Raw genomic sequence first — 22,314 nt, forward strand, 5'->3', positions numbered from 1 at the left:
GGGCAGTGCCGACAGCCTGCTTAGCGCCGCGTTTACCCTGACCGATAGCGACGGAGATCGCGTCTCTTCCAGCTTGAGCGTCGCCATCGGCGACGGGGCCAACCCGGTGATCAGCGCCGTGGCCGGCACCGGGATGACCGAGGCCAATCAGGGGGCGGGGGCTGTGGTGAGCACCATGAGCTTTACCGTAAGCCACGGTGCAGATGCCTTGGCGCGCGATAGTCTCAAGTTCGACATCTCGGCCATCCAGCAGAGTCTGGATGGCAAATACAGCAGCCATGGCAGCCCGGTCACCTTTACCCTGGATGGCAACGGCGATCTGGTGGGCACCAGTGCGGACGGTCGCGAGGTATTGCGGGCCGAGCTCGATCTGGTGGAGAGCAATGGCAACTGGAGCGTCACCAGCAAAGTCACCCTGAGCGGCGAGCTGGATCATCAGGGGAGCGAGTCCCTCGACTTGCCGCTGGTGGTGACGCTCACGGATAAAGATGGGGACAGGGCCTCCACCCGGTTGCCCTTGGTCATCAAGGATGGCAGCGCCCCCACCTTTGTCGCGGGTAGCGGTGTCAGCCTGGATGAGGGCAACCTCGATGGTCACAATCCTCTCACCGGCACGGGCCAGTTCCAGATCAGCGCCGGTTCGGATCGGGTGAGCGAGGTGTCGTTTGCCGATCCGGCCGAGCAGCCGGCGTTGACCGCCCTGGGTCAACCGGTGAAATACGAACTGGTGGATGGCGACCCAGCCATCCCGGGCAGCCAGATCCTCAAGGGTTATGTGGAGGTGGCGGGTCAGCGAATCGAGGTGCTGCAGGTGGAGCTGGTTGGCAAGCTCGACAACGCCGCCAACAACGGTTTCGACTACAAGGTGACCCTGTTCGAAGGGGTACATCAGAGCAGTGGCAACGCCACCGAGCTGCCGTTCAAGGTCAACGTTGTCGACAGCGACAAGGGCTCCGGCAACAACGACAGCACCACGGGCACCCTCAATGTCTCCATTGCGGAAGGGGGCAAGCCGACCTTGACGCTCACCGGCGTGACTCTGGAAGAAGGACGCTTTGATGGCGTCAACTCGAGCGCGGATGATCAGCAGGATACTGGCAAGATCACCATCAAGGCGGATTCCGATCCCGTGACGGATGTGCGCCTGACTCTCTCCGGCCAGGTGCTGGATGCCGATGGCAATCCCGTCACCCACAACGGGGAGACCCTCACCTGGCAGGAAGTGCCGGGCAGCAACGGCCACGCCTTCCAGGCGGTCACGGCGAGCGGCACCCTGGTGCTGAGCGTGACCCTGCCGAGTGTGCCGGGGCGCATTGAGGCCCATAGTGAGGCGACCCTGGATTATCGGGTGACGGTACACACCAATCTGGATCACAAGGCGAGCGACACGCTCAATCTGACCTTGCCGGTCCAGGTCACCGACAGCGACGGCAGCCAGCGCCAGGGGACGGCCACCATTATGGTGACCGATGGTGAGAATCCGCTTGTCATCGCCATCGAGCCGGTGCGGGTTGAGGAGTCGGATCTCGATGCCAGCAGTACCCAGCATCCGGGCACCACCCCGACCGAGGGCGGTGAGACTGCGGGCGGCAGGGTGACTATCAGCGCAGGGTCGGACAGGGTGGCGTCGCTGCAGCTGGATGTGGCCGCCTTCAATCAGGCCAATCACCTCACCTCGGGTGGCAAGGCGGTGACCCTGGTCGCCCATAGCAATCCAGGCTGGTATCTGGCCATGGCCGAGGGTGGCAAGCCGGTGTTCTGGATCCATCTCGATGCCAGCGGCAGTTATGGCGTCTATCTGGTGGGTCAGCTCGATCACGGGGCCCAGGGCAAGGATGAGCTGGCCATCGAGGTGCCACTCTTTGTCACCGATCACGACGGAGATCGCAGCCCCAATGTCAGCGTGCGAGTCACGGTGCAGGATGACATGCCCGTCGGCACCCATCTGACTCACAGCCTGAGCGAAACCGGCAGCGCCGTGAGCGGCGATCTGCTGCCGCCGGCCAACGAGGGGGCCGATGGCGCCAGGGTGGCATCGGTCACCGTCAACGGGCAGATGCATGCCATCAACGGCAGCCTGACCCTGGAGGTGATGAGCCCGGATGGTAAACAGGTGATGGGCTCCCTCACCATAGGGGCGGATGGCAACTACAGCTTCACCCCAAGGGCGGGTGTTGATCACGATGCCAGTACCCTCAGTCAGGTCATCACAGCCCAGCTCGTCGACGGCGACGGTGATACCGCACAGAGCACCCTGACCCTCAATCTGCAGGATGAGGCGGTGCGCTTCACCGTAAATCCCGTGACCGGGCAGGAGGATCAGGGCGCCCAGGATCCGAGCCAGGGCATCCCCATCCAGATGGCGCTCGATATTGGCGATTTTGATCGGGGCGAGCATGTGGATGAGCTCCTTATTCAGGCGCCTGCCAATGCCCACGGCACCTTCTACTACAACGGGGTGGCGCTGACCACCACGGCCGATGGCCAGTGGTTTATCGTACCACCCGAGGCCATGGTCACCGGTGACAAGGTCCATTACACCACCACCGGCCTCACCTTTGTGCCGGATGCCAACTGGTCAAGCTGGAGCAACAGTGGTCAGCCGTTGCATTTCCAGGTGGCGCTACAAGTTGGCGTGACCCAGGGCACGGCGCCGGATCCTGTCACCGGCGATCTGGCCATCACGGTGCGCGGCATTGCCGACAAGCCGGTGTGGGTCACCGGTAGCACCAGCCTGCACGACAGCACCGATGAGGACAGCAGTGGCATCAGGCTCAATGTGAAGGCGAGCCTGACCGATACGGACCGCTCGGAGAGCCTGAGCTACCAGATCAAATGGGAGGCGGGCAAGGGCACCCTCATGCTCAACGGCGCCGAGCTCAAGCCAAATGCCAGCGGCATCTACAGCGTCTCGGCCAGCAACATCAACAAGGTCACCGTGGTGCCCGGCAAGGACTACAGCGGCGACATCAAGCTCTCGGTCACCCCGGTCAGCACCGAGAAGGTGCCGGTGGTCAGCGGTCAGAACAAGGCCTTTGGGGATGCCATCGAAGTGGTGATCAACGTCAAGCCCCTGGCCGATGACGCCAAGCTGACCGTGCGCGAGATCCAGGGTAAGGAAGACACCCTGCTCAACCTTGGCAACAAGATAGTGCTCGGCCATCTGGGGGACACGAGTGATGGCTCCGAACAGCTGTTTGTGCGCATCAGCGGCCTGCCCACCGGCGCCACTCTGCTACTCGGCGGGGTGGCGGTCACCCTGGATGCCAACGGCTACTACGAGGTGCCCTACGATCGCATCAATGACCTCAAGCTGCAGCCGCCGAAAAACAGCAACGTCGATTTTGATCTGACCATCAAGGGGGTGGTGAAGGACAGCGCCACCCTGACCGATGCCAACGGCCAGATTCATACCCTGGTCAATGAGAAGGAGACCGGCAGCCAGACCCTGCACGTGGATCTGGTCGGGGTCGTGGATAAACCGCATGTTGACCTTCACTCCACGGGGTGGGCCCAGGAGGGCGACGGTTACACCATCACCACCAAGGAAGATGGCCGGGCGCCGCTCGATTTCCGGCTGGAGTCGGGGGAGAAGGTCGACACGCCGCAAGACACCTCCGAGAGCCTCAATCTGGTGCTGGAAGGCTTGCCGGCCGGGGCCAGGGTATTTGACGGCAGCGGCAAGGAGCTGACCCTGACCTTTGCCGGGCTCGATGGCCAGGGCAATCCCCTCTATCAGGTGAATGTGTCATCCCTTGGCAATCTGCAGATCCAGCCGCCTCCCAACAGTACTGCCGATATTCACCTCGTCGGCCACCTAGTGGTGACCGAGAATGACGGGGATCACCAGCGCTTCGATGTGCCACTCACCATCAAGGTGGAGCCCGAGATCGACGCCGGCGACTATGCCAAGACCAGCCATGGTCTGGAAGATCAGTTGACTCTGCTCGAGTGGCGCCCGGATCTGGGTGACAGCGCCGAACGGGTGACGCACCTCAGCCTCTCCGGCATCGAACCCGGTTATGAAATCTGGATCCGGGCCGGGGGAGTGGATACCCAGTTGACCGTGAATGGGGGCGCCGTGGACTTGAGCGACGCCGACCTGCAGAACCTGCTCAATGGCGGCCAGCTGCTGGTCAAAGCCCCCGAAGACAGCGACAGGGACACCCGCATCCAGAGCCATGTCACCATCACCCAGCAGGATGTGGACTCCAGTGCCACGGCTCAGAAGGTGATCGAGGGCTCCTTGCTCGTGGATATTCGGGCTGTGGTGGAGCCCGATGGCCAGCTGGTACAAACCGGCCAGCTGGATAGCCAGGACGGGCATGATATCCCGCTCAAGGGCATGTTCACCTTCGAGGATCTCGATCCCGGCAGCAGTGAGGTCATCGACTATCTGGTCATCAGCGACCTGCCGCCGGGCTTTGTGGTGGTGGGGGGCATCAGCGATGGCAAGGGCAACTGGACTGTGCCGAACAGCGCTCTTGGCAGCTATGCGCTGCACGCGCCGGATGGCTTTACCGGTACCGTCGCCTTCAAGGTCAACGCCAGGGTGATCGATCTTGGGGACAACGGCGAGGGGGATATCAGTGCACCAGTGTACCGGGAGCTCAATACCAGCGCCGAGTTCCATGCGGCAAACAACGGGAGCCAGGTTGCCGCGACGGTCGATCTTGACAACAGCCAGCCCATCACGGGAGTGGAAGATCACAGCGTCGATGTTGGCGCCCAGCTGAGGCAGCTGGTGACCCTGGGCAGCAGCGACAACGGCGACGACGAGCTCAGCATCGTCATTACCGGTTTGCCAGCCGGCGTCAGTGTGCAGGGGCTCACCTTTGATTTCGTCAACGGCGAGTATCTGATCAAGTTACCCAATGGCCTGAGCGATCTCGACAGCCTGACCCTGACCCTGCCAGAGGACTACGCCGGTGATGGCCTGCATTTCACTGTGCGGCTGGTTAACACCGATACGGTGAGCGGTGACACCAAGATGGTGGAGAAAGAGATCACCCTCTCCATCACCCCCGAGGTCGATATCCATAGCGGCCACGATGGGGCGCCGAGCCTGCAACTGGCGGTGAAGGATGTCAACGGCGACGGCCAGCCGGATAACCTGGAAGACACCGAGATCCACCTCGATCTCTCGGTGAAACTCGCCGATATCAGCCCTTCGGTGACCAATGGCGGTCTCGAGACGGTGGAGCGGGTGACGGTGACCGTCGATGCCAGGTACGGCCACTTCCTCGATGGCAACGGTCATCCCGTCCAGTCGCTGGTGGTGGATGCCAATGGCCTCAAGGATGTGGTGTTTGTACCCAAAGAGCACTTCAGCGGTCAGGTGCCGCTTGCGGTGACGGTGGATATTCTCGATACCGCCACCACGGGTACCGATCGCGGCAGCTGGAGCGGCCAGGTGAATTTCGAGGTCATACCGGTCAACGATCCGGCGACGCTCACCGTGCACGACGTGACGGGTAATGAAGATGGCAGCGTCAGCCTTGCAGGCTTCGATGCCGCCCTGGTGGACAACGACGGCTCCGAGCAGATAGTGGCACTCCAGATAAAAGGGGTTCCCGATGGCTTTACCCTCTCTGCCCCCGCGGTCAACAACGGCGGCGGTGTGTGGCAGGTGCCGGTGGGCACGGACTTCGCCAAACTGACCCTGATCCCGCCGGCAGATTTCAGCGGCAGTGTGAATCTCACCCTGAGTGCCTTCACCCTGGACAAGGGGCTCACGCTACCTCTTGAAACCAGTGACAGCTTCACCGTCACCGTCAACCCGGTGGGGGATCCCATCGTCGCCGATATTCAGGACAGGGCGAGCGGTACGGAAGGGGAGGTGATCACCCTGAACCTGGGGCTGGAGACCCGGGATACCCAGGCCACCGGTGGCAGTGCCGGCAATGTGCACGAAAATGGACCCGAGCAGGTTCGCGTCACCCTCGAAGGGGTGCCGGACGGTGCAGAGGTGCGGCTGCCAAACGGGGTCGCCGGCACTGTGGTGGATCTCGGGGGCGGCGTCTGGCAGATCACCACGGATGGCGGCAGGCTCGATGCGGTGGAGCTGGTGACCAACGACGCCAACGGCGCTGTGGATCTCAAGGTGACGGCCCAGAGTCTGGATAACGGTGCCCTCGGCCCCGAGGTAGGCGGCAGCATCCACCTGGATATCAGTCCGGTCAACGATGCGCCTGTCAATGTGCTGCCGAGCGATCCCCAAGTGGCGCAAGAGGATACCCCCTTCGTCATCCGGGGGCTGCAGGTGACGGATGTGGATGCGGGCAACAGCCCCATCGAGGTGCGCCTCTCGGTCGAACACGGCACCCTCAACCTGCCGGCTGGCAGCGGCGTGAGCGTGGTTGGCAATGGTACCGGCTCCCTGGTGCTGACAGGCACCCTGGCCAGTCTCAATGCCTTGCTCAGTGGCGGTGTGACCTATCAAGGCGTCCAGGACTTCAATGGCCAGGACGCCCTGACCATGGTCACCGATGATCTTGGCAACACCGGCAGTGGCGGGCCCCTGAGCGATAGCGACGTCTTGCCCATCGAGGTGCAGGCGGTCAACGATGCCCCGGTCAACCAGGTGCCGGCCAGCCTGACGGTGCAAGAGGATGGCGCTCTCTCCCTCTCTGGCATCAGCGTGAAGGATGTGGATGCGGGGCAACACCCCGTCTCCATGACCCTGAGTGTCTCTCACGGCACTTTGGCCCTGAGCGGCAGTGCGGGCTCGGTGAGTGCGAGTGGGTCGGGATCTCCTCAACTGGTGCTGACCGGGACGCTTGGCGAGATTAATTTGCTGCTTGCCAGTGCCGTGCACTATCAGCCTGACGCCCATTTCTGGGGCAGTGATACCCTGCATGTCACCACCTCTGATCTGGGTAACAGCGGGGCCGGCGGTGTGATGACTGACAGCGACACCCTGCCTGTCCATGTGTTGGCTCAGCCGGATATGCCGACCCTGCTGGTGGAGAGCGGCGATATCGTTACCCTGGTGGGAACGGCGGTACCGCTCGGTATCTCGGCAGATGTGGTCAATCCGGCGCCGGGTGAGCTCTCCTTGCGACTGAGCGGCCTGGACGGTGCCCACATCGTGGATGAGCACGGTAATGTGATCGGCTCGGATCTGGGGCTGGGTAATTGGCTGCTGCCGGTCGATCATCATCAGCCACTCTTTGTGAGCGGTCTGGCAGAGGGGGTTCACCATCTGACCGTGAGCGCCGAGTCGAGCGTCGGGGGCACTCTGCTGGCTTCACTGCCGGAGAGCATCGATATCCATGCTCACGCCAGTGGACCCTTGCTCGGGAGTGGGGCTGCGGAGTCCCTGACAGGCTCCGACGGGCACGATGTGCTGCGTGGCGGGGCCGGCAATGACATTTTGACCGGGGGCAAGGGGAGCGATCTCTTCTTGTGGGGGGCAGGGGACGAAGGGGGTAATACACCGGCTCACGATATCATCACCGACTTCAACCCCGGCGAGGGGGATGCTATCGATCTCTCCGAGCTGCTCAAGGGGGCCAGTGACCACAGTGTCGATGGTCTGCTCAATCATCTGCAACTGGCGGTGAGCGATGGCAGCAATGGACTCAAGACGCTGGATCTCGCTGTCTCCCCGGCCAGGGATGGGAAGGTGAGCCAGCAGATCACCCTGGAGAACGTCGATGTGAGCCAATGGAGCCTCAGTGGGCACAGCAACCACGACATACTTCAGTCTCTCATCGATCAGCACAACCTGATCGTGAAGTGATTCCTGCTGCGTCACGCAAAGAGCCGGCATTGATGCCGGCTCTTTTTTGGGTGACGGATTGCTCAGGCCAGGGCCTGGGCCAGCAGGTGGATCGGGTGCTCGCAGCGGTAGGGGGTGCTCATCTCTATCTGCCACTTGCAGGTCTCGCAGTCGGTGATCACCAGATCCGGCTTGAGGCGCCCAATCTGCTCGAACAGCCCCTGGCCGATGCTCTGGCTGGTGGCGTAGTTCTCCGACTTGAAGCCATAGGTGCCGGCGATGCCACAGCACTGGGAGTCGAGCACGGTGACGCGCACCCCGGGGATGGCCCGCAGGATCTCGAGGGTGTAGATGACGCCCCCCATCTTCTCCATGTGGCAGGGGGTGTGGTAGGCAATGTGCAGATCGAGCGGCTTCATGGCCGGCAGGTTGCCCTTCTGGAACTCCTGCCACAAGAAGCGGGTAATGAGGGAGATGCGGCTGCGCACCTTGTGGTTGTCCTGCTCCAGCAGGTGGGGATATTCGTCACGCAGGGTAAAGCCACAGGTGGAGGAGGTGGTGAGCAGGGGCATCTCATTGCCCGTGAGGGTGCTCTCCATCTGCTGGATGTTGAAGGCGGCCTGGGCCTTGGCCTTCTCCATGAAGCCGTTGGCAATGAGCGGCACACCGCAACACTTCTCCCGCTCGAGCAGCTGCACGCCTATGTTCATGGCGTTGAGTACCTGCACCAGCTCCTTGCCGAGCTGAGGATGGTTGTAGTTCACGTAGCAGCCGTGGAAGTAAGCCACCTGACGTCCATAGCTGGCCTGGGTCGCCTTCTGTTTCTTGTACCAGCCACGGAAGGTGCCCTGGGAGTACTTGGGAAGATCCCGGTGGGAGGAGACCCCGAGGGCTTTGTCGAGCACCATCTTGACCGGCTTGAGGCTGGTGGTGAGGTTGACCACAGGGGCCATCAGGGTAGACATGCCCCCCATCAGATCGGTGTGGGAGAGGACGAACTCCCGGATCCCCGGCTTCATCCCCCCGTACTGGTGCTTGGCCCGGGCTATGATGTCGCCGATGCGCACGCCGCTCGGGCAGGCCACCTCACAGCGTTTGCAGTTGGTGCAGTGCTTGAGCGCTTCATCATAGAGGGCCGGGCTCTTGATGCGCAGGCGCTCCCCGTCCGGACCGGCCTGCTTGGGGCCCGGGTAGGCGGGGTTGGCCTTGGCCACCGGGCAGTAGGCGGTGCAGACGGTGCACTTGATGCATTGATCGAAGGTCTGGTTGGCGTGATCGAGCAGCATATCAATTCTCCTCCCGTTGGGATTGAAGGCACGGGATATGGGGCATAGGTCTCATCGGGCCGACTCCAGAATGTGGCCGGCGGCCTGCCAGCCGGTGGCGACGGCCACCCCGGAGCCTGAGCCCTCGGCAATCGGATCGTAGTGGGCCAGTATGCTGCCGGCACCAAAGAGGTTGGTGAGCGGCTGGCCTGAACGCAGTACCCGCAGCCGCTCGTCGGTCTTGACGCCGAAGCCCATGAAGGGGTGGTGGCTGAACAGACGGCGACCAGCCCAGGCATCGCGCTCCGGGTCGCTGAGCACGTCGGCACCGAAGATGGGCTCGCGAATGCCGCGCAGGCGCGACTCCAGGCCGCGACTAAAGAAGCTGCCGGTGGCGAGGATGAAGTGGTCTGCCTCGAACAGGACGTCTTCCCCGTTTTGGCTGTAGAGGCCTATCACCCGGTCGTTTGCACAGTGTGCCCCCTGCACCCGCTCGCTGGTGAGATAGGTGCCGCCGAGTGCGATGAAGCGGCGTTTGAGGGTCTCCTGCAGGCGCATGCCGATGAGCGACGGCGGCATGGTGGCGACCTCGCGGATGGTGCAGCCGGTGCGTTTTTCCAGCTCGCTCAGGCGCTCGCCTACCAGCCCCAGGGTGAGACAGGCGGGCAGCACCAGATGGTGGCAGTGGCCACCGGCCTCGTGCATCAGGCGCGAGATCTCCCGGGCCAGGTCGGCCAGCAGATCGTGGCGATCGCACAGGCGGGCGATGTCGGCGGAGCGAAACTCGTGGGGATTGCGGCTAAATTCGGCCAGCTGGGGCAGGCGCAGCTCGCCGGTGAGGATGCGGGTATTGGCAAACCCGGGCTGGTTTGCCAGATTGGCGGCGGCCAGGGCCGGGTGGAAGTCACGAAATCCCTCCAGGGTGGCGAGCATCAGCCGCTCGGGCTGGGGCGTGTCGCCGGCGATGGCGCAGGTATCGGGAGAGAGCCAGGTCTCCTTGAGGGTACCGATGGGGGTGAGGCGTCTGTGGTTGCGCTCGCCGCCCGTCAGGATGAGTCCCTCGGCGGCGCAGTGGCGCTGCAGATCGTCCAGGCTGGCCAGCACATTGGCGTGGCCCACCCGGGCATAGGGGTGCTCCGGGTGCCGGTCGATGAAGTCGGGCAGGGCGGTGCGGGGATCCCCCTCGCCGCCCAGCAAGTCCACCGAGCCGGAGGAGAAATGCAGAGCACTCTGACCCGAGGCCATGATGAGGCTCTTCTGCCCCGCCTCGGCCAGACGCAGGCCGGCGCACAGGCCGGCGATGCCGCCACCTATGATGATGCTGTCGAATCTCATGATGCGGCCTCCTCAGTGCGCGGCTCGGCGGTCCAGCTACCCAGCCCGAACAGCCCCTCATAAATCCAGTAGGTAAATTCCGCTTCGCGCAGGGCATCCCCCCACAACACCGGGCGGGTGCCCTTGAAACGCTCCTCGATAAACTGGCGCAGCATGACGCAGGCCTGGCGGCCATCGGCCTTGCCGTACTCGTGCATCAGGCCGGCGGCGCGGTAGGCGCACAGCTCACCCTGACAGGGGCCCATGCCGACCCGGGTGCGGCGGCGCAGATCGATAAGGTTGTCTACATCCAGCTCGCGCAGGGCGTACTCTATCTCGCCGGCGGTCACCATCTCGCACTCGCAGATGAGGGCATTGGCCCTGGGATTGTCACGAAAGAAGGCGATGACCCGCTCCCCGTGGCGGTACTGGGCCGAGCCCTCGGCCGGGGCACTCAGACCCGGGGCCGAGACCTTCTCGGGGTCGCGCGAGCCGGGCAGCGCCAGCTCGGCGGTGCGGCAGGGGGTGCTGTTGCCGAGTTTCCTGGCCACCAGATCGGTGGCCCATTCGGCCATCAGGCGATAGGTCATCAGCTTGCCGCCCGTGATGGTGTTAAAGCCCTGCAGGCCGTCGCGCTCGCCGTGATCGAGCAGCACTATGCCGCGGCTGATGTTGCGGCCCGACTCGTCCCCGTCCACGGCGACCAGGGGGCGTACCCCGGCGTAGGCGCGCAGCAATCGGGTGCGCGCCATGATGGGGGAGAGCTTGATCCCCTCGCGCAGCAAGACTTCCACCTCTTCCGGGGTCACCTTGAGGTTGTCGATGGTGTGGTAGTCCACCTTGCTCGAGGTGGTGCCGATGAGGGAGATGGTATCCCCGGGGACCAGGATGTCGGCGTCGGCCGGCTTGCGGCAGCGGTTGAGCACCAGCTGGTTGATGCGGTAATCCATGATGAGCAGGGAGCCCTTGGCCGGGAACATGCGGATGCCGAGGTCGGCATATTCGCAGATCTGCTGGCCCCAGATCCCGGCGGCGTTGATCACCTCCTGGCACTCCACCTCGAAGGCTTCGCCGGTGCGGGTATTGATGGCCTTGACACCGTGCACTCTGTCCTGGGTGCGCAGCAGCCCCAGCACCTTGCTGTGGGTGAAGATACGTGCACCGTGCTCCTTGGCGTCGAGCACGTTGGCGGCGGCGAGACGGAAGGGGTCGACCGTACCATCCGGTACCTGGATGGCCCCTATCATGGCCGGGTTAGCGTTGGGCTCGAGGAGCAGCGCCTCACGCGGGTCGAGCTGACGGGTCTCGATGCCGGCGCGGGCACAGGCCTCCATAAAGGTCTTCTGAAAGCCGATGTCATCTTCCGGCAGGGTGAGAAAGAGACCGCCGGTGTCCTCCACACAGTGGCTGGCGATGCGCTTGAGGATGCGGTTTTCCTGAATGCACTCGCGGGCAGACTCTTGGTCGGTGACGGCGTAGCGGGCGCCGGAGTGGAGCAGGCCGTGGTTGCGGCCCGTGGTGCCCGAGGCGATGTCATCGCGCTCGAGCAAAACACAGTCGATACCGCGCAGGGCGCAATCGCGCATGATCCCTGCGCCCGTTGCCCCGCCGCCTATGATAACGACCTGGGTGGTGATCCGTTTCATTGTGCTCATCTCACTGCTTCTTGTTAGGAGCAGTGTGACGGGAACGCCATGAAAAATGTTTGATTCAGACCAAATTAATGAGCGCAAACGCTCAAGCGATGGGTGTTGTGTGGTTTTTTGTGAGCCATATCGCACTCGTCGGGAGCGTCATTGGTGCGCCTCCGGCTGATGTTGGCGCATCACCATGTGGTGGCCATTGAACTCCAGATGCTCGAAGAAGCGTGCGCTCTGCTGGCGGCCATGGGCGTCAAAGCGCATGCCGTAGCGGTGTTGTCCTCCGACCGTGCGCAGGTTGCAGAGGGTGCCGGTGAGACGAAACTGGGTGGCATCCCGTGTGGCGGGTCGAAAGCGCAGCTCCAGCTGCCAACCGGGGGAGAAGGGCGGGGCCAGGTGATTGGTGGCGAAGGCGCAGCCATCCTGGGAGAGATCGAGCAGGCTGATCTCGACCTGGCGCTGCCCGACCACGGCCAGCCCTTCACACTGGACCGGATAGCGCGTCTCCTTGCGGATCTTGCTCAAGAGCAGGCTCTCGGGTGTGCGCACCGTGAATACCAGCGGCGCACTGCTGAACTGCTCGATGAAGCTGCTGAAGTGCACCATGGCTCCCATGCCCCGTTCACACACCAGCGAGATGGCGACCCGATAACCGGGGCGGCAGCAGAGGGCCGCCTCGTTGGCCGAGACGGTGTAGAGGGTGAAGTAGAGGAATCCGCGGCGATCCGACCCGATCAGGACGGCGGGGAGTGCCCGGTTGACCCCGGTCGGCGTGATCACCTCGACGCCGGCCTCGCTGGCGGGTTGCAGGTAGGAGAGCACATCGCTCCCCTTGATTGGGGTCCCTTTTTCCCGCTGGGCGAGCAGCTTCTGCTTGATGGCACTGGCCTGGCTCTGTTCTGTCACAACGCCTCCTTACATGCAGAGATGTGTTTCATTTAAGGCCACTCCCTCAGGAGGCACAACACTTCTTGAACTTCTTGCCGCTGCCACAGGGGCAGGGATCGTTGCGACCGATCCGGGTGGGGGGCGGCGATATCTCCCCCTCCGTGTAGCGCCAGCGTCCCGCCTCGCGCAGGAAGCGAGAGCGCTCGTGCAGGCAGGCAAGTTGTCCGCCATCTTGAAACCAGGCCTTGAACTCGACCCACCCCTGATCGCCCTGCTCGCCGCTGCCGAGGATCTCCAGATGATCCCAGCGGGTATCTTGCTGCCCCAGCTCTTCGGCGCTGAGGCCCCCCAGATGGTCCGGATGCCAGGTCTCGACCAGGTACTCCCCCAGTCCCAGCACGAAGGCACAATAGCGGGAGCGCATCAGCGCTTCGGGAGTGGGGGCGGCGGCGCCCAGATGCAGGGGTTGGCAACAGTCGGCATAGGGGCGGCCCTGGCCGCAAGGACAATCGGACATGAAAAGGACTCCGTGTGCGGTGAGGGGAGCCATACTAATCGCCCCTCACCCCGGGGCCAACCCCCTTGTTATCAGGGAAGGGCGTCGCTTTTGAAGGTGGCGCGGATCTGGGGCAGCAGGGGCGTGGGGTCAAATCCTGCCTCTTCACCCAATACCGGGTGCAGCAGGGGCTGAGGCTCGGCGGCCTGCAGGCGGCCGGCCAACAGGGTTCGGGTGATCTGGCCCAGCTCATAGAGCTGGCGCACCTCGCCGAAGGCGGTGGCCGGGTCGAGCAGATCCCCCTCGCGGGTGAAGACCATCAGGGGGATCTCGTAGCGGGCCGCCCGGGTTGGGTTGGGACCCAGGATGCCATCCCCCGCACCCATCAGGAAGGGTTGGTGATCGCCAAAGGCGATCACCAAAAAACGTTCATCGCCGGCCGTCAGGGTCTCGAGCAGCTTCTGCAATGAGGCCATGGCATCCACCACGCCTGTGTAGTAAGTGTTGAGGGTCTGCCGCTCGTCGGCGGGGAGATCGGGGCAGGCGCCATCGAGCTCGGCCCCCTGATAGCGCGGGCCATCGAAGGGACCATGCCCCTGCATGGTGACCCCATAGGCAAACTGGGGAGCCTCGCCGCTCAGCAGGCGAGCTATCATGGCATCGTCCGAGACATAGAGTCCCTTGTGAGAGAGGGTGGTAAAGGCCTCCTCAAACCAGCGAGTCTGGTAGCCCAGCGCCGGGATCGCCCGATCCCTGCCCCAGAATTTCTCCACATAGGGGTGGACGAAGAGGGTCTGATAGCCGTTGGCCCGCGCCGTGTTGGCGAGGCTCGGCACACTCGGCTGCAGATAGTAATAGGGCACTATGCCCTGCTTGAGCAGTCCCACCGGCAGCCCGGTGTTCATCTCGAACTCGGCCAGCACCGTCATCCCTCCCGTGGTGGGGGAGTGGATGGTTTTGCGCCACTGGTGCACGCCGGCGGGCAGGGTGAGCTCCGGCGCCCTGGCACAGATCTTCCCCTGCCAACCGAGCCAGAGGGATTCATATTGCAGCACGATCACCCTGTCCCAGAGGGGAGGGTGATGCTCGGGAGCGTGCTCCCGCTGCGGGGCGAGACCCGAGCTGAGCAGGGGGTAGCGGAAGATGGATCCCTGGCTCACCATGTCATCCACCAGGTTGAAGAGGTAGAGGCCGGGGCCGGCGCGGATCAGATCCCTGTGATAGGTGACGCTGTGCTGAAAATAACGCACGTTGGGGCCGAGCAGGCGGTTGCTGGCCTGGGTGGCGAAGACGCACAGGGCAAAGAAGGCGAGGGTAGCCGCAACCCCGCGCAGCAGCCAGCGCGACAGGGCGAAACGCCAGCAGGCGAGCGCCAGCAGCAGGGCCAGCGCCCAGGGCGCCCAAGGGTGCTCCTCGCGCAGGATCTGGAGCAGCCCCAGCAGGTTGCCGAGATCATTGCCACCGATGGGCACCCCGTAGATGGCGATCTTGGTGAAGTTGGCGACAAGGCCTAAGCCCATCAAGAGGGTGAAGGCCAGTCCCATGTAGAGATGAAAACCGGCCAGGGCGCACACTCCCCAGCCTATCACCATGGTGCCCCAGGCCAGGTAGTAGTGTTCGATCCGAAATCCCGACCAGAGGGTGAACTCACCGAAGCGAAAGAAGGCAAAGCCGTGCAGCAGCAGGAAGGTAAGGTTACCCAGCAGCAGGCTGGCCGCCAGCCGGGAGCGTCGGCGCAGGCGAAACAGGGGAGCCAGCAGGTGCAGCAACAGGGCGTTGACCAGCACTATGGTGCCGAGAGCGAGTAGCAGTTGGGGCAGGGAGAAGCCCCGGGCCGGCAAGATCTGCAGGAAGCGGGTGGGCAGCGGTGCCCCCTGGATCTGCGGTTTCACCCAGAGGGAGTACTCCCGGCTGGCCGCATCATCGGGGACGCGCATCGTGCTGTTGAGCTGTACAAGGCACCCCTTGTCGCCACAGCGTTGGCGCTTGCTGGCATCGATGTCGAGGCGGCCGGCCTCACCGCCGTCTTCCCGGCGCAGGATGAAGGTGAGACGGTCGGCTCCTTGCAGGGGCTCGGCCAGTCGCCACTTGTGATGCAGTACCACATACATGCCGCGCTCGTCACTCTTGTAGAGCAGGGAGGCCTGCTCGAGGCGGGCGACCTGCAGGGTGCCGCTGTGAAAGTCGATGGGCTCGAAACGGTTCAGCACGGCGTCGAGGCGCAGCCAGGGAAGCAGCAGGGCAAAGAGAAGCAGGCCCCACAGCAGGTGGAGCAGGAGGCGCCGCCAGTCGGCGGCTGGAGTGACAAATCGGGATCTCATCTGGCCCTGTCCTTGAGCAACGAGAGTGGCCGATGGTGCGGCCAATGCCCTCTCGTTGTCAATTTTATGACCGGAAAATGAAGATCTGATTAACAGTTGATGACGGGTCCCTCCATGGACCCGGATCGATTAGCCGAGCAGACCCTGATGCAGCCGGTTGACCACGGCGCCGGCCTCCTCTTCGCCCACCAGGAAGCAGAGGTTGTGGGCGCTGGCCCCATAGCAGATCATGCGGATATTGTGATCCTGCAAGGTGGCGAAGACCTGGCTGCCCACACCATTGACCTCGCTCATGCGATTGCCGATAAGGGCCACCAGGGCGAGCCCGCTCTCTACCTTGACCTTGCACAGCTCACCGAGCTCGGCCAGTACCTTGTCGCTCAGGGTCGTCTCTCCATTGCTCTGGCTGCCGGTGTGATCCAGGGTCAGGGAGACGCTCACCTCGGAGGTGGTGATGAGATCCACCGAGATGCGGTGGCGTGACAGGATGCCAAACACCTCGGCCAGAAAGCCGTAGGCGTGAAACATGTTGGGGCTGTGCAGGGTGACCAGCACCTGGTTGCGGCGCAGGGCCACGGCACGAAACAGGGGGCTGCTGCGGGTGGCTGCGCGGATCCAGGTGCCGCCGGCCGCCGGATCCCGGCTCGAGCCGACGAAGACGGGGATGTCTTTGCGCACCGCAGGTTGCAGGGTCGAGGGGTGCAGCACCTTGGCACCGAAGGTGGCCATCTCGGCCGCCTCGGCGAAGCTGATTTCGGGGATGGGTCTGGCCCGGGTCACCAGGCGCGGATCCGTGGTGTAGATGCCGGGAACATCGGTCCAGATCTCGATGCTGCCGGCATCCATCGCTTCGGCGAGCAGGGCTGCGCTGTAATCCGAGCCACCCCGGCCCAGGGTGGTGGTGCGGCCATGTTCGTCGGCCCCGATAAAGCCCTGGGTGACGACGATGGTATCGCCGAGCAGGGGTGAGAGCGTCTGCTGGCAGAGGGTACGGGTAGTCTCGAGATCGACGCTCGCCTTGCCAAAGCGGCTGTCGGTACGCAGCAGCTGGCGCACATCGATCCATTGGGCGCTGGCCCCGCGCTGGCGCAGCAGCTCGGTGAAGAGGCGGCTCGACATCATCTCGCCACAGGCGATGAGGCGATCGGCCAGCTCCGCATCGGTGTGCAACCTGGCCTGGCGTGCCATGGCCTCGATCTCGGCAAGCTGGGCATAGATGGCCGCCCGCAGCTCGGGGCTGGGGGAGAGGGCGTCGAGGATACGCTGCTGGATCTCTGTCAACCGGGCCAGCTGCTCGCCCAGGGCCTCGTCACCGAGTTCCCCCTGGGCCAGGGTGACCAGCAGATTGGTGACGCCGGCGCTGGCGCTCAGCACCACAATACGGGTGGCGGGATTGGCGAGAACGACATCGGCGCAACAGCCCATGGCGGTGGCATCGGCGACACTGGTGCCGCCAAACTTGGCGACGTTGAGAGCGGTCATGAAAACTCCTGTCTATATAAAAAAGCCGGTCCATCGGACAAAGACAGGGGAAGCGGTAAAATGGCAGGAATAGGTGAACATCCCGGCCAGAAGCGCTCCACCTGAGAAGGACTAACCCTTCACCGATGACAGCCCGGGGGATTCAGCCCCCGCAGCCGACGGGATGCATAACGGTATGCTTCCCATCTCGGCGCTGCTCCCCCTGGCCCGGGATCGTCGGAGACCGAACTCCTCCCCCTGGCTGCCTGGGCAACGCTCCTCTTCTGGCTCCACCCCTTGGGCGGTGGAGTAATTAAACAAATAACCCGTCTTGGTTATCAGTGTCAATCAAGAATCGACAAACATTAAGGGTTCTTTTTTTACTCATTTTAAATCAATCAATTAAGTAATGTTCTTTAGCAAAATCTTGGAGCGGCGCTGCCAGTTGTAGAGGCGCTGCTTGGCCACAGGAAGATCCTCCACGACCACAGGATAAAAACCGCGCTCCTGAAACCAGTGGATGGAGCGGGTGGTGAGCACGAAGAGGCGCTCTATCCCCTGTCTGCGAGCCTGCTCGCTGACCCGGCCGACCAGCATGTCCCCCCGGTGGCCACTGCGATACTCGGGATGAATGGCCACGCAGGCCATCTCGGCCATCGCCTCGTCGGGAAAGCTGTAGAGGGCGGCGCAGCCGATGATGAGGCCGTCGCGCTCGATCACGGTGAAGTGCTCGATCTCCATCTCCAACTGTTCCCTGGAGCGGCGCACCAGAATGCCCTCCTCCTCCAGGGGGCGGATAAGGTCCAGTATGCCGCCGATGTCGTCTATGGTGGCGGAGCGCGCCCGCTCGGCACTCTCGCGCACTATCTGGGTGCCCACCCCCTCCCGGGTGAAGAGCTCCTGCAGCAAGGCCCCGTCTTCCGTGTAGCTCACCAGATGGGAGCGCGGTACCCCGCCGCGGCAGGAGGCGATGGCGGCGCGCAGATAGCGAGCCGTGCCCGAGAGGTGATCCCCCTCCTGGGCGAGCAGGGCCAGATGCTCCTGCGCCTCTTCGGGAAAGAGCTCGGAGATGGCATTGCCCCCCGCGTCGAGCACCCCCTGATGGGAGCTAAAGCAGATGAGCTTGTCGGCTCTGAGATCAATGGCGATGCGCTGGGCCACCTCTTCCGAGCAGAGGTTAAAGCTCTCGCCGGTGACCGAGCAGCCGATGGGGGAGATGAGCACCAGGTTCTGCTGATCCAGCTGGCGACGGATCCCGTCGGTGTCGATGCGTCGTACCCGGCCGCTCAGGCAGTAGTCGACCCCTTCGTCCACCCCCAGCGGCTGGGCGGTGACGAAGTTGCCGCTCACCACGCTGATGCGAGCCCCCTGCATGGGGGTGTGGGCCAGCCCCATGGAGAGGCGGGAGGTGATCTCGAACTGCATGCCGCCACACACCTGCTTGATGATAGCGAGGCTCTCCTCGTCGGTGACCCGGGTCTGCTTGTGGAAGTGGGGGGCTATCTGGTGGCGGGCCAGCGCCTCGTCGATCTGGGGGCGGGCGCCGAAGACCAGCACCAGACGGATACCCAGCGTCTGCAACAGGGCGATATCATTGATGATGTTGCTGAAGTTGGGGTGACTGATGGTTTCTCCCCCCGCCATCAACACGAAGGTGCCACCCCGATGGAAGTTGACATAGGGGGTGGATTGACGAAATGCATTGACCAGAGCGGGATCCCTTTCACGCACAGCTGAAGCCCTAACAATAGAAAGTCACGAATGGGGTCAATATATGAAAATCAATTCACAAATCAAGCTTATTTATTCTGAGTGAGCTCTTTATTTCTCCAGGTGCTAGGATGAGCGCATCACAGCCTGTTTCAGAGGGGAGAGTCATATGACCCAACCACATCTCGAGTTGCCGGAGGATGAGCCTCTGGCCGAGCGGCTTGGCCCTCTGCTACTGCAACTGCTCACGGCCTATGGCGACGGGGATCTGGCCAGCTTCTCGGCCCTCTTGCCCCCCGACTTCGTTGCCGGGGAGTACGGTGCCGAGCGGTTTCACAAGGGAAGCCTCCAGTTTCGCGAGCGCTTTGGCCCCTGTCTTCGTCTCACCTTTCTGACCCGGCTACGGCGGGGTCACGACACCCTGTTGCTCTGGAAGGGCACCTTCTCGAGTTGTGAGGATGAGTTGCTGCTCCACCTCAAGGTGAGCGGGGAGGAGGGTGTCGAAGGGTTTTGGATCGTCTGACCCCTCTTGATCCCGGGTCTGACTCTCCCGTATTGTCGCTCGCTCATGGAGCCGTCAGGAGAGAGTCATGGAAAACATCAGCCTGGTATCGCCCGCCGATGCCCTGCCGGGGCGTAGCGAGCCCCTAGCCGTCAATCCGGTGCACGTTGTCAACGGGCATGCCACCGTCGGGCCCTGGCCCGATGGGATGGCGGTTGCCTGGTTTGGCATGGGCTGTTTTTGGGGCGTCGAGCGCCTCTTCTGGCAGCAGGAAGGGGTCTGGTCGACGGCGGCGGGTTATCAGGGCGGGATGACCCCCAATCCCACTTATCGAGAGGTATGCAGCGGCCTGACCGGTCACGCAGAGACGGTGCAGGTGGTGTTCGATCCGACCCGTATTCGTTACGGGGATCTGCTGCGCCTCTTCTGGGAGCATCACGATCCGGCGCAGGGAATGCGCCAGGGCGGTGATGTGGGCACTCAGTATCGCTCTGTCATCTTCTGGGCCGACGAGGCGCAGCGGGCCGAGGCCGAGGCAAGCCTGGCCGTCTATCAGGGGGCGATGGCACAAAGCGGTGATGGCCGGACTATCACCACGGCCATCTTGCCCCTGGTTCCGTTTTATTACGCCGAGGAGTATCACCAGCAATATCTGGCCAAGAATCCCGAGGGGTATTGTGGTCTGGGGGGGATTGGTGTCTGCCTGCCCGTTGGGGCGAATTGAACGCAAACTGTACCGGTAGTAAAAAAAGCAGAAATAAAATGAACTTTCTTTGCCAGGAGTGCTCCAACCAGTTGAGCCCTCATGGACGGGGGCCCAGACCAGACACTTCTTGCCAAACAAGATGACAGCAAGCCAGGCCGCCCGCTGCAACGGGCGGCCTGTTTCTTTTTGGGTGGGGGAATCAGGTTAGCGGATGGCGCTGTCGAAGAGGTTCTTGATAAGAATGATAAATTCGATGAGAAACTCCCGCTGGGCGGCCGTGGCCGGACGCTCCCAGACGGCGGAGAGGACCTCTTGCAGGTCGGCCACCACTGAGTCGGCTTCACGCATAATGACGAAGCGGACCTTGGAGTCGAGCTGAGGGTTCTGCTCGCACAAGGCGATCAGGCTCTCGGCGACCTGGTCGCTCACCAGATGCTCGATGGTCTCACCTCCGGCCTCGTCGCCCTTTTGCTCAAACAGTCCAAGGCTCTCGACCAGATATTCGATGAGCGCCAGATACCCTTCACCGTCTACAACCATGTCGCGCTACTCAATGTGTGATGGAAATGGAGCTATTGTAGTGAGCCCACCGGGGATGACAATCGGTAACGGAGACGATGGCGGGAAAAGAGTACCGACCCGCGCCGGATCTGCTCGAGCGCCGTCACCCGAAAACCCAGTCTTAAAAATAGCCCAAGACTCAGCAGACTGGCCTCGGTTTGCAGCTCGTGCCAGCCTCTCTCCCTGGCAGAGGCGAGCACTGTGGTCACCAGATGTTCGCCTATGCCCTGTCGTTGGTGATCCGGTGCCACATAGAGAAGACCCAGATGGGCAGTTCTGGTCAGGGTGACGAAACCCACCCGGTTTGCATCCAGCCAGGCCACCCAGCCCTCGCTGGCGGCCAGCTCCCTTAGAAAGGCGGGGCTGCGGGCGCCGACCGCCCAGGCTTCGACCTGCTGTGGTGTGTAGTGCCCGGGAGCGCTATGGCGTACCGAGTGCTCGAACAGGGTTGCCAGCGCGTCGTGATCGCCTGGCTGCATGGGGCTGATGGTCAGCATCATAGAGGCCTCTGCAGGCGGCGGGGCAGGGTGGCACTTACCCTCTGATAGGAGTGGTGCACCCACCCCTGCCAGAGATCGTCGGCCAGGGTGTCTTGCAAGGTAACGCTGTTCCAGTGGCGCTTGTTCATGTGCCAGCCCGGGGTCACTTCCGGGTGGATCTCGCGCAGCAGCAGCGCCAGCTCGGGATCGCACTTGAGGTTGAGCACCATGGGATTGGCCTCCCAGCGCAGCAGGGCAAACATCTTGCCGTGCAGACGATAGACCAGTACCTCAGGTCCGAAGGGAGTATCTTCGGTGGCGGCGGGGAGGCTTAGCAGGTGATCCCGCACGGCAGTGAGCGTTATCAAGGTTCGCTCCGGCTTTTCTGTTAGAATCGGCGACCCAGTATAACCCCGACAGAGGCGCATGCGCGGATGCTCTATCACAAGACCTATGAAGTTGGGCCCGACAGGCCCTGGGTTGTCTTCGTCCACGGGGCGGGGGGGAGTTCCAACATCTGGTTTCGCCAGCTCAAGGCGTACCGGGAGCGCTTCAATGTGCTGCTGCTCGATCTGCGCGGTCACGGCCACTCCCATCGCCTGCAGCAGGTGGTGCAGGGCAAATACAGCTTTCGGGCGGTGACCGAGGATATCGTCCGCCTGCTCGATCACCTGGGGATCCAGCGTGCCCACTTCGTCGGCATCTCCCTTGGGACCATCCTTATCCGCCATCTGGCCGAGCTCTGCCCCGAGCGGGTCAAGAGCATGGTGCTGGGCGGCGCCATCTTGCGCCTCGATATTCGCTCGCGCATCCTGGTGCAACTGGGACGCCTCGGTCAGCACATCCTTCCCTATATGTGGCTCTATCGTCTGTTTGCCTTCATCATCATGCCACGGGATCGCCATCGCGAGTCGCGCCTGCTCTTCGTGCGCGAGGCGCGGCGCCTGTGTCAGAAGGAGTTCAAACGCTGGTTTCGTCTCGCCACCGAGGTCAACCCCCTGATGCGCTACTTTCGCGAGCGACCGGTCTCGATTCCGACCCTCTATATCATGGGAGAGGAGGACTACATGTTCCTCGCGCCGGTGCGCGAGCAGGTGTCGCGCGACCCCTATAGCGAGCTGGCGGTGATCGAGGGATGCGGCCACGTCTGTAACGTAGAGAGCCCGGAGCGATTCAATCGTCAGTCCATCGCCTTTCTTGCCGCTCAAGACGGGTGAGCCGGGTGGCGCGGGTCTATCTTATTCAGAG

15 protein-coding genes and 1 riboswitch are annotated in these 22,314 nt (G+C 63.1%); of the genes, 4 read left to right on the forward strand and 11 right to left on the reverse strand.

Going from position 1 to position 22,314, the window contains the following annotated elements:
- On the forward strand, nucleotides 1-7,744 hold a 7,744-nt coding region (locus BN1133_RS20310), incomplete at its 5' end, for a T1SS-143 repeat domain-containing protein (RefSeq protein ID WP_197273655.1).
- Between the two features lie 62 nt (nucleotides 7,745-7,806).
- Here BN1133_RS20310 and glpC read toward each other — a convergent pair.
- The 8 genes from glpC to argA all read right to left on the reverse strand — a co-directional run bounded on the left by glpC (nucleotide 7,807) and on the right by argA (nucleotide 18,839).
- Nucleotides 7,807-9,009: an anaerobic glycerol-3-phosphate dehydrogenase subunit GlpC gene (glpC, locus tag BN1133_RS07660; RefSeq protein WP_050665943.1), complete on the reverse strand. Its 1,203-nt coding sequence runs from the start codon at nucleotides 9,007-9,009 to the stop codon at nucleotides 7,807-7,809.
- Between the two features lie 51 nt (nucleotides 9,010-9,060).
- On the reverse strand, nucleotides 9,061-10,323 hold the full coding sequence (glpB, locus tag BN1133_RS07665; protein ID WP_050665944.1) for a glycerol-3-phosphate dehydrogenase subunit GlpB: 1,263 nt from the start codon (nucleotides 10,321-10,323) through the stop codon (nucleotides 9,061-9,063).
- Entirely contained in the window at nucleotides 10,320-11,948 is a 1,629-nt protein-coding gene (glpA, locus tag BN1133_RS07670; protein ID WP_050665945.1) for an anaerobic glycerol-3-phosphate dehydrogenase subunit A, read from the reverse strand. Before glpA ends, glpB begins: the two co-directional genes overlap by 4 nt.
- Nucleotides 11,949-12,095: 147 nt before the next feature.
- Nucleotides 12,096-12,848: a PilZ domain-containing protein gene (locus BN1133_RS07675; RefSeq protein WP_050665946.1), complete on the reverse strand. Its 753-nt coding sequence runs from the start codon at nucleotides 12,846-12,848 to the stop codon at nucleotides 12,096-12,098.
- A gap of 46 nt (nucleotides 12,849-12,894) precedes the next feature.
- Complete coding sequence (locus BN1133_RS07680) at nucleotides 12,895-13,347, reverse strand: YchJ family protein (RefSeq protein ID WP_050665947.1); 453 nt, start codon at nucleotides 13,345-13,347, stop codon at nucleotides 12,895-12,897.
- Between the two features lie 71 nt (nucleotides 13,348-13,418).
- Complete coding sequence (locus tag BN1133_RS07685; protein WP_050665948.1) at nucleotides 13,419-15,647, reverse strand: LTA synthase family protein; 2,229 nt, start codon at nucleotides 15,645-15,647, stop codon at nucleotides 13,419-13,421.
- A gap of 129 nt (nucleotides 15,648-15,776) precedes the next feature.
- The gene (gene lysC / locus BN1133_RS07690; RefSeq protein ID WP_050665949.1) at nucleotides 15,777-17,129 is read right to left on the reverse strand and encodes a lysine-sensitive aspartokinase 3; all 1,353 of its coding nucleotides are present in this window, start codon (nucleotides 17,127-17,129) and stop codon (nucleotides 15,777-15,779) included.
- Nucleotides 17,130-17,211: 82 nt separating this feature from the next.
- A riboswitch (Lysine riboswitch) is annotated at nucleotides 17,212-17,400 on the reverse strand.
- A 110-nt stretch (nucleotides 17,401-17,510) separates the two neighbouring features.
- On the reverse strand, nucleotides 17,511-18,839 hold the full coding sequence (gene argA / locus BN1133_RS07695; protein WP_050665950.1) for an amino-acid N-acetyltransferase: 1,329 nt from the start codon (nucleotides 18,837-18,839) through the stop codon (nucleotides 17,511-17,513).
- Nucleotides 18,840-18,987: 148 nt separating this feature from the next.
- Between argA and BN1133_RS07700 the strand changes: the two genes are divergently transcribed.
- Both BN1133_RS07700 and msrA read left to right on the forward strand, forming a co-directional pair.
- Nucleotides 18,988-19,341, forward strand: coding sequence for a hypothetical protein (locus BN1133_RS07700; protein WP_050665951.1), 354 nt, complete (start codon nucleotides 18,988-18,990; stop codon nucleotides 19,339-19,341).
- Nucleotides 19,342-19,408: 67 nt separating this feature from the next.
- Nucleotides 19,409-20,044 carry a peptide-methionine (S)-S-oxide reductase MsrA gene (gene msrA / locus BN1133_RS07705; protein ID WP_050665952.1) on the forward strand — a complete coding sequence of 212 codons (636 nt, stop codon included), beginning with the start codon at nucleotides 19,409-19,411 and terminating at the stop codon, nucleotides 20,042-20,044.
- A 186-nt stretch (nucleotides 20,045-20,230) separates the two neighbouring features.
- Here the strand turns inward: msrA and BN1133_RS07710 are convergent, their stop codons facing one another.
- The 3 genes from BN1133_RS07710 to BN1133_RS07720 are packed head-to-tail and all read right to left on the reverse strand — an operon-like array spanning nucleotide 20,231 to nucleotide 21,431.
- Nucleotides 20,231-20,566, reverse strand: a complete 336-nt coding sequence (locus BN1133_RS07710) for a DUF3802 family protein (protein WP_050665953.1) — start codon at nucleotides 20,564-20,566, stop codon at nucleotides 20,231-20,233.
- A gap of 32 nt (nucleotides 20,567-20,598) precedes the next feature.
- Nucleotides 20,599-21,087 (reverse strand): GNAT family N-acetyltransferase, encoded by a 489-nt coding sequence (locus BN1133_RS07715; RefSeq protein ID WP_050665954.1) that lies wholly within the window; start codon nucleotides 21,085-21,087, stop codon nucleotides 20,599-20,601.
- Nucleotides 21,084-21,431: an MmcQ/YjbR family DNA-binding protein gene (locus BN1133_RS07720; protein ID WP_050666012.1), complete on the reverse strand. Its 348-nt coding sequence runs from the start codon at nucleotides 21,429-21,431 to the stop codon at nucleotides 21,084-21,086. The genes BN1133_RS07715 and BN1133_RS07720 overlap by 4 nt, the downstream gene beginning before the upstream one ends.
- A gap of 69 nt (nucleotides 21,432-21,500) precedes the next feature.
- On the opposite strand from BN1133_RS07720, the gene BN1133_RS07725 reads away from it, so the two are divergent.
- Complete coding sequence (locus BN1133_RS07725; protein ID WP_050665955.1) at nucleotides 21,501-22,283, forward strand: alpha/beta fold hydrolase; 783 nt, start codon at nucleotides 21,501-21,503, stop codon at nucleotides 22,281-22,283.
- The last annotated feature ends 31 nt before the right edge of the window (nucleotides 22,284-22,314 follow it).

The organism is Aeromonas schubertii, from assembly GCF_000820105.1.
Classification (GTDB): Bacteria; Pseudomonadota; Gammaproteobacteria; order Enterobacterales; family Aeromonadaceae; genus Aeromonas; species Aeromonas schubertii.

Excerpts from the sequence above, each read along its gene's own strand:
- glpC (WP_050665943.1), bottom strand. The coding sequence starts at position 9,009 with ATGCTGCTCGATCACGCCAACCAGACCTTCGATCAATGCATCAAGTGC.
- glpB (WP_050665944.1), bottom strand. The coding sequence starts at position 10,323 with ATGAGATTCGACAGCATCATCATAGGTGGCGGCATCGCCGGCCTGTGC.
- glpA (WP_050665945.1), bottom strand. The coding sequence starts at position 11,948 with ATGAAACGGATCACCACCCAGGTCGTTATCATAGGCGGCGGGGCAACG.
- BN1133_RS07680 (WP_050665947.1), bottom strand. The coding sequence starts at position 13,347 with ATGTCCGATTGTCCTTGCGGCCAGGGCCGCCCCTATGCCGACTGTTGC.
- BN1133_RS07685 (WP_050665948.1), bottom strand. The coding sequence starts at position 15,647 with ATGAGATCCCGATTTGTCACTCCAGCCGCCGACTGGCGGCGCCTCCTG.
- lysC (WP_050665949.1), bottom strand. The coding sequence starts at position 17,129 with ATGACCGCTCTCAACGTCGCCAAGTTTGGCGGCACCAGTGTCGCCGAT.
- BN1133_RS07700 (WP_050665951.1), top strand. The coding sequence starts at position 18,988 with ATGACCCAACCACATCTCGAGTTGCCGGAGGATGAGCCTCTGGCCGAG.
- msrA (WP_050665952.1), top strand. The coding sequence starts at position 19,409 with ATGGAAAACATCAGCCTGGTATCGCCCGCCGATGCCCTGCCGGGGCGT.
- BN1133_RS07710 (WP_050665953.1), bottom strand. The coding sequence starts at position 20,566 with ATGGTTGTAGACGGTGAAGGGTATCTGGCGCTCATCGAATATCTGGTC.
- BN1133_RS07715 (WP_050665954.1), bottom strand. The coding sequence starts at position 21,087 with ATGATGCTGACCATCAGCCCCATGCAGCCAGGCGATCACGACGCGCTG.
- BN1133_RS07725 (WP_050665955.1), top strand. The coding sequence starts at position 21,501 with ATGCTCTATCACAAGACCTATGAAGTTGGGCCCGACAGGCCCTGGGTT.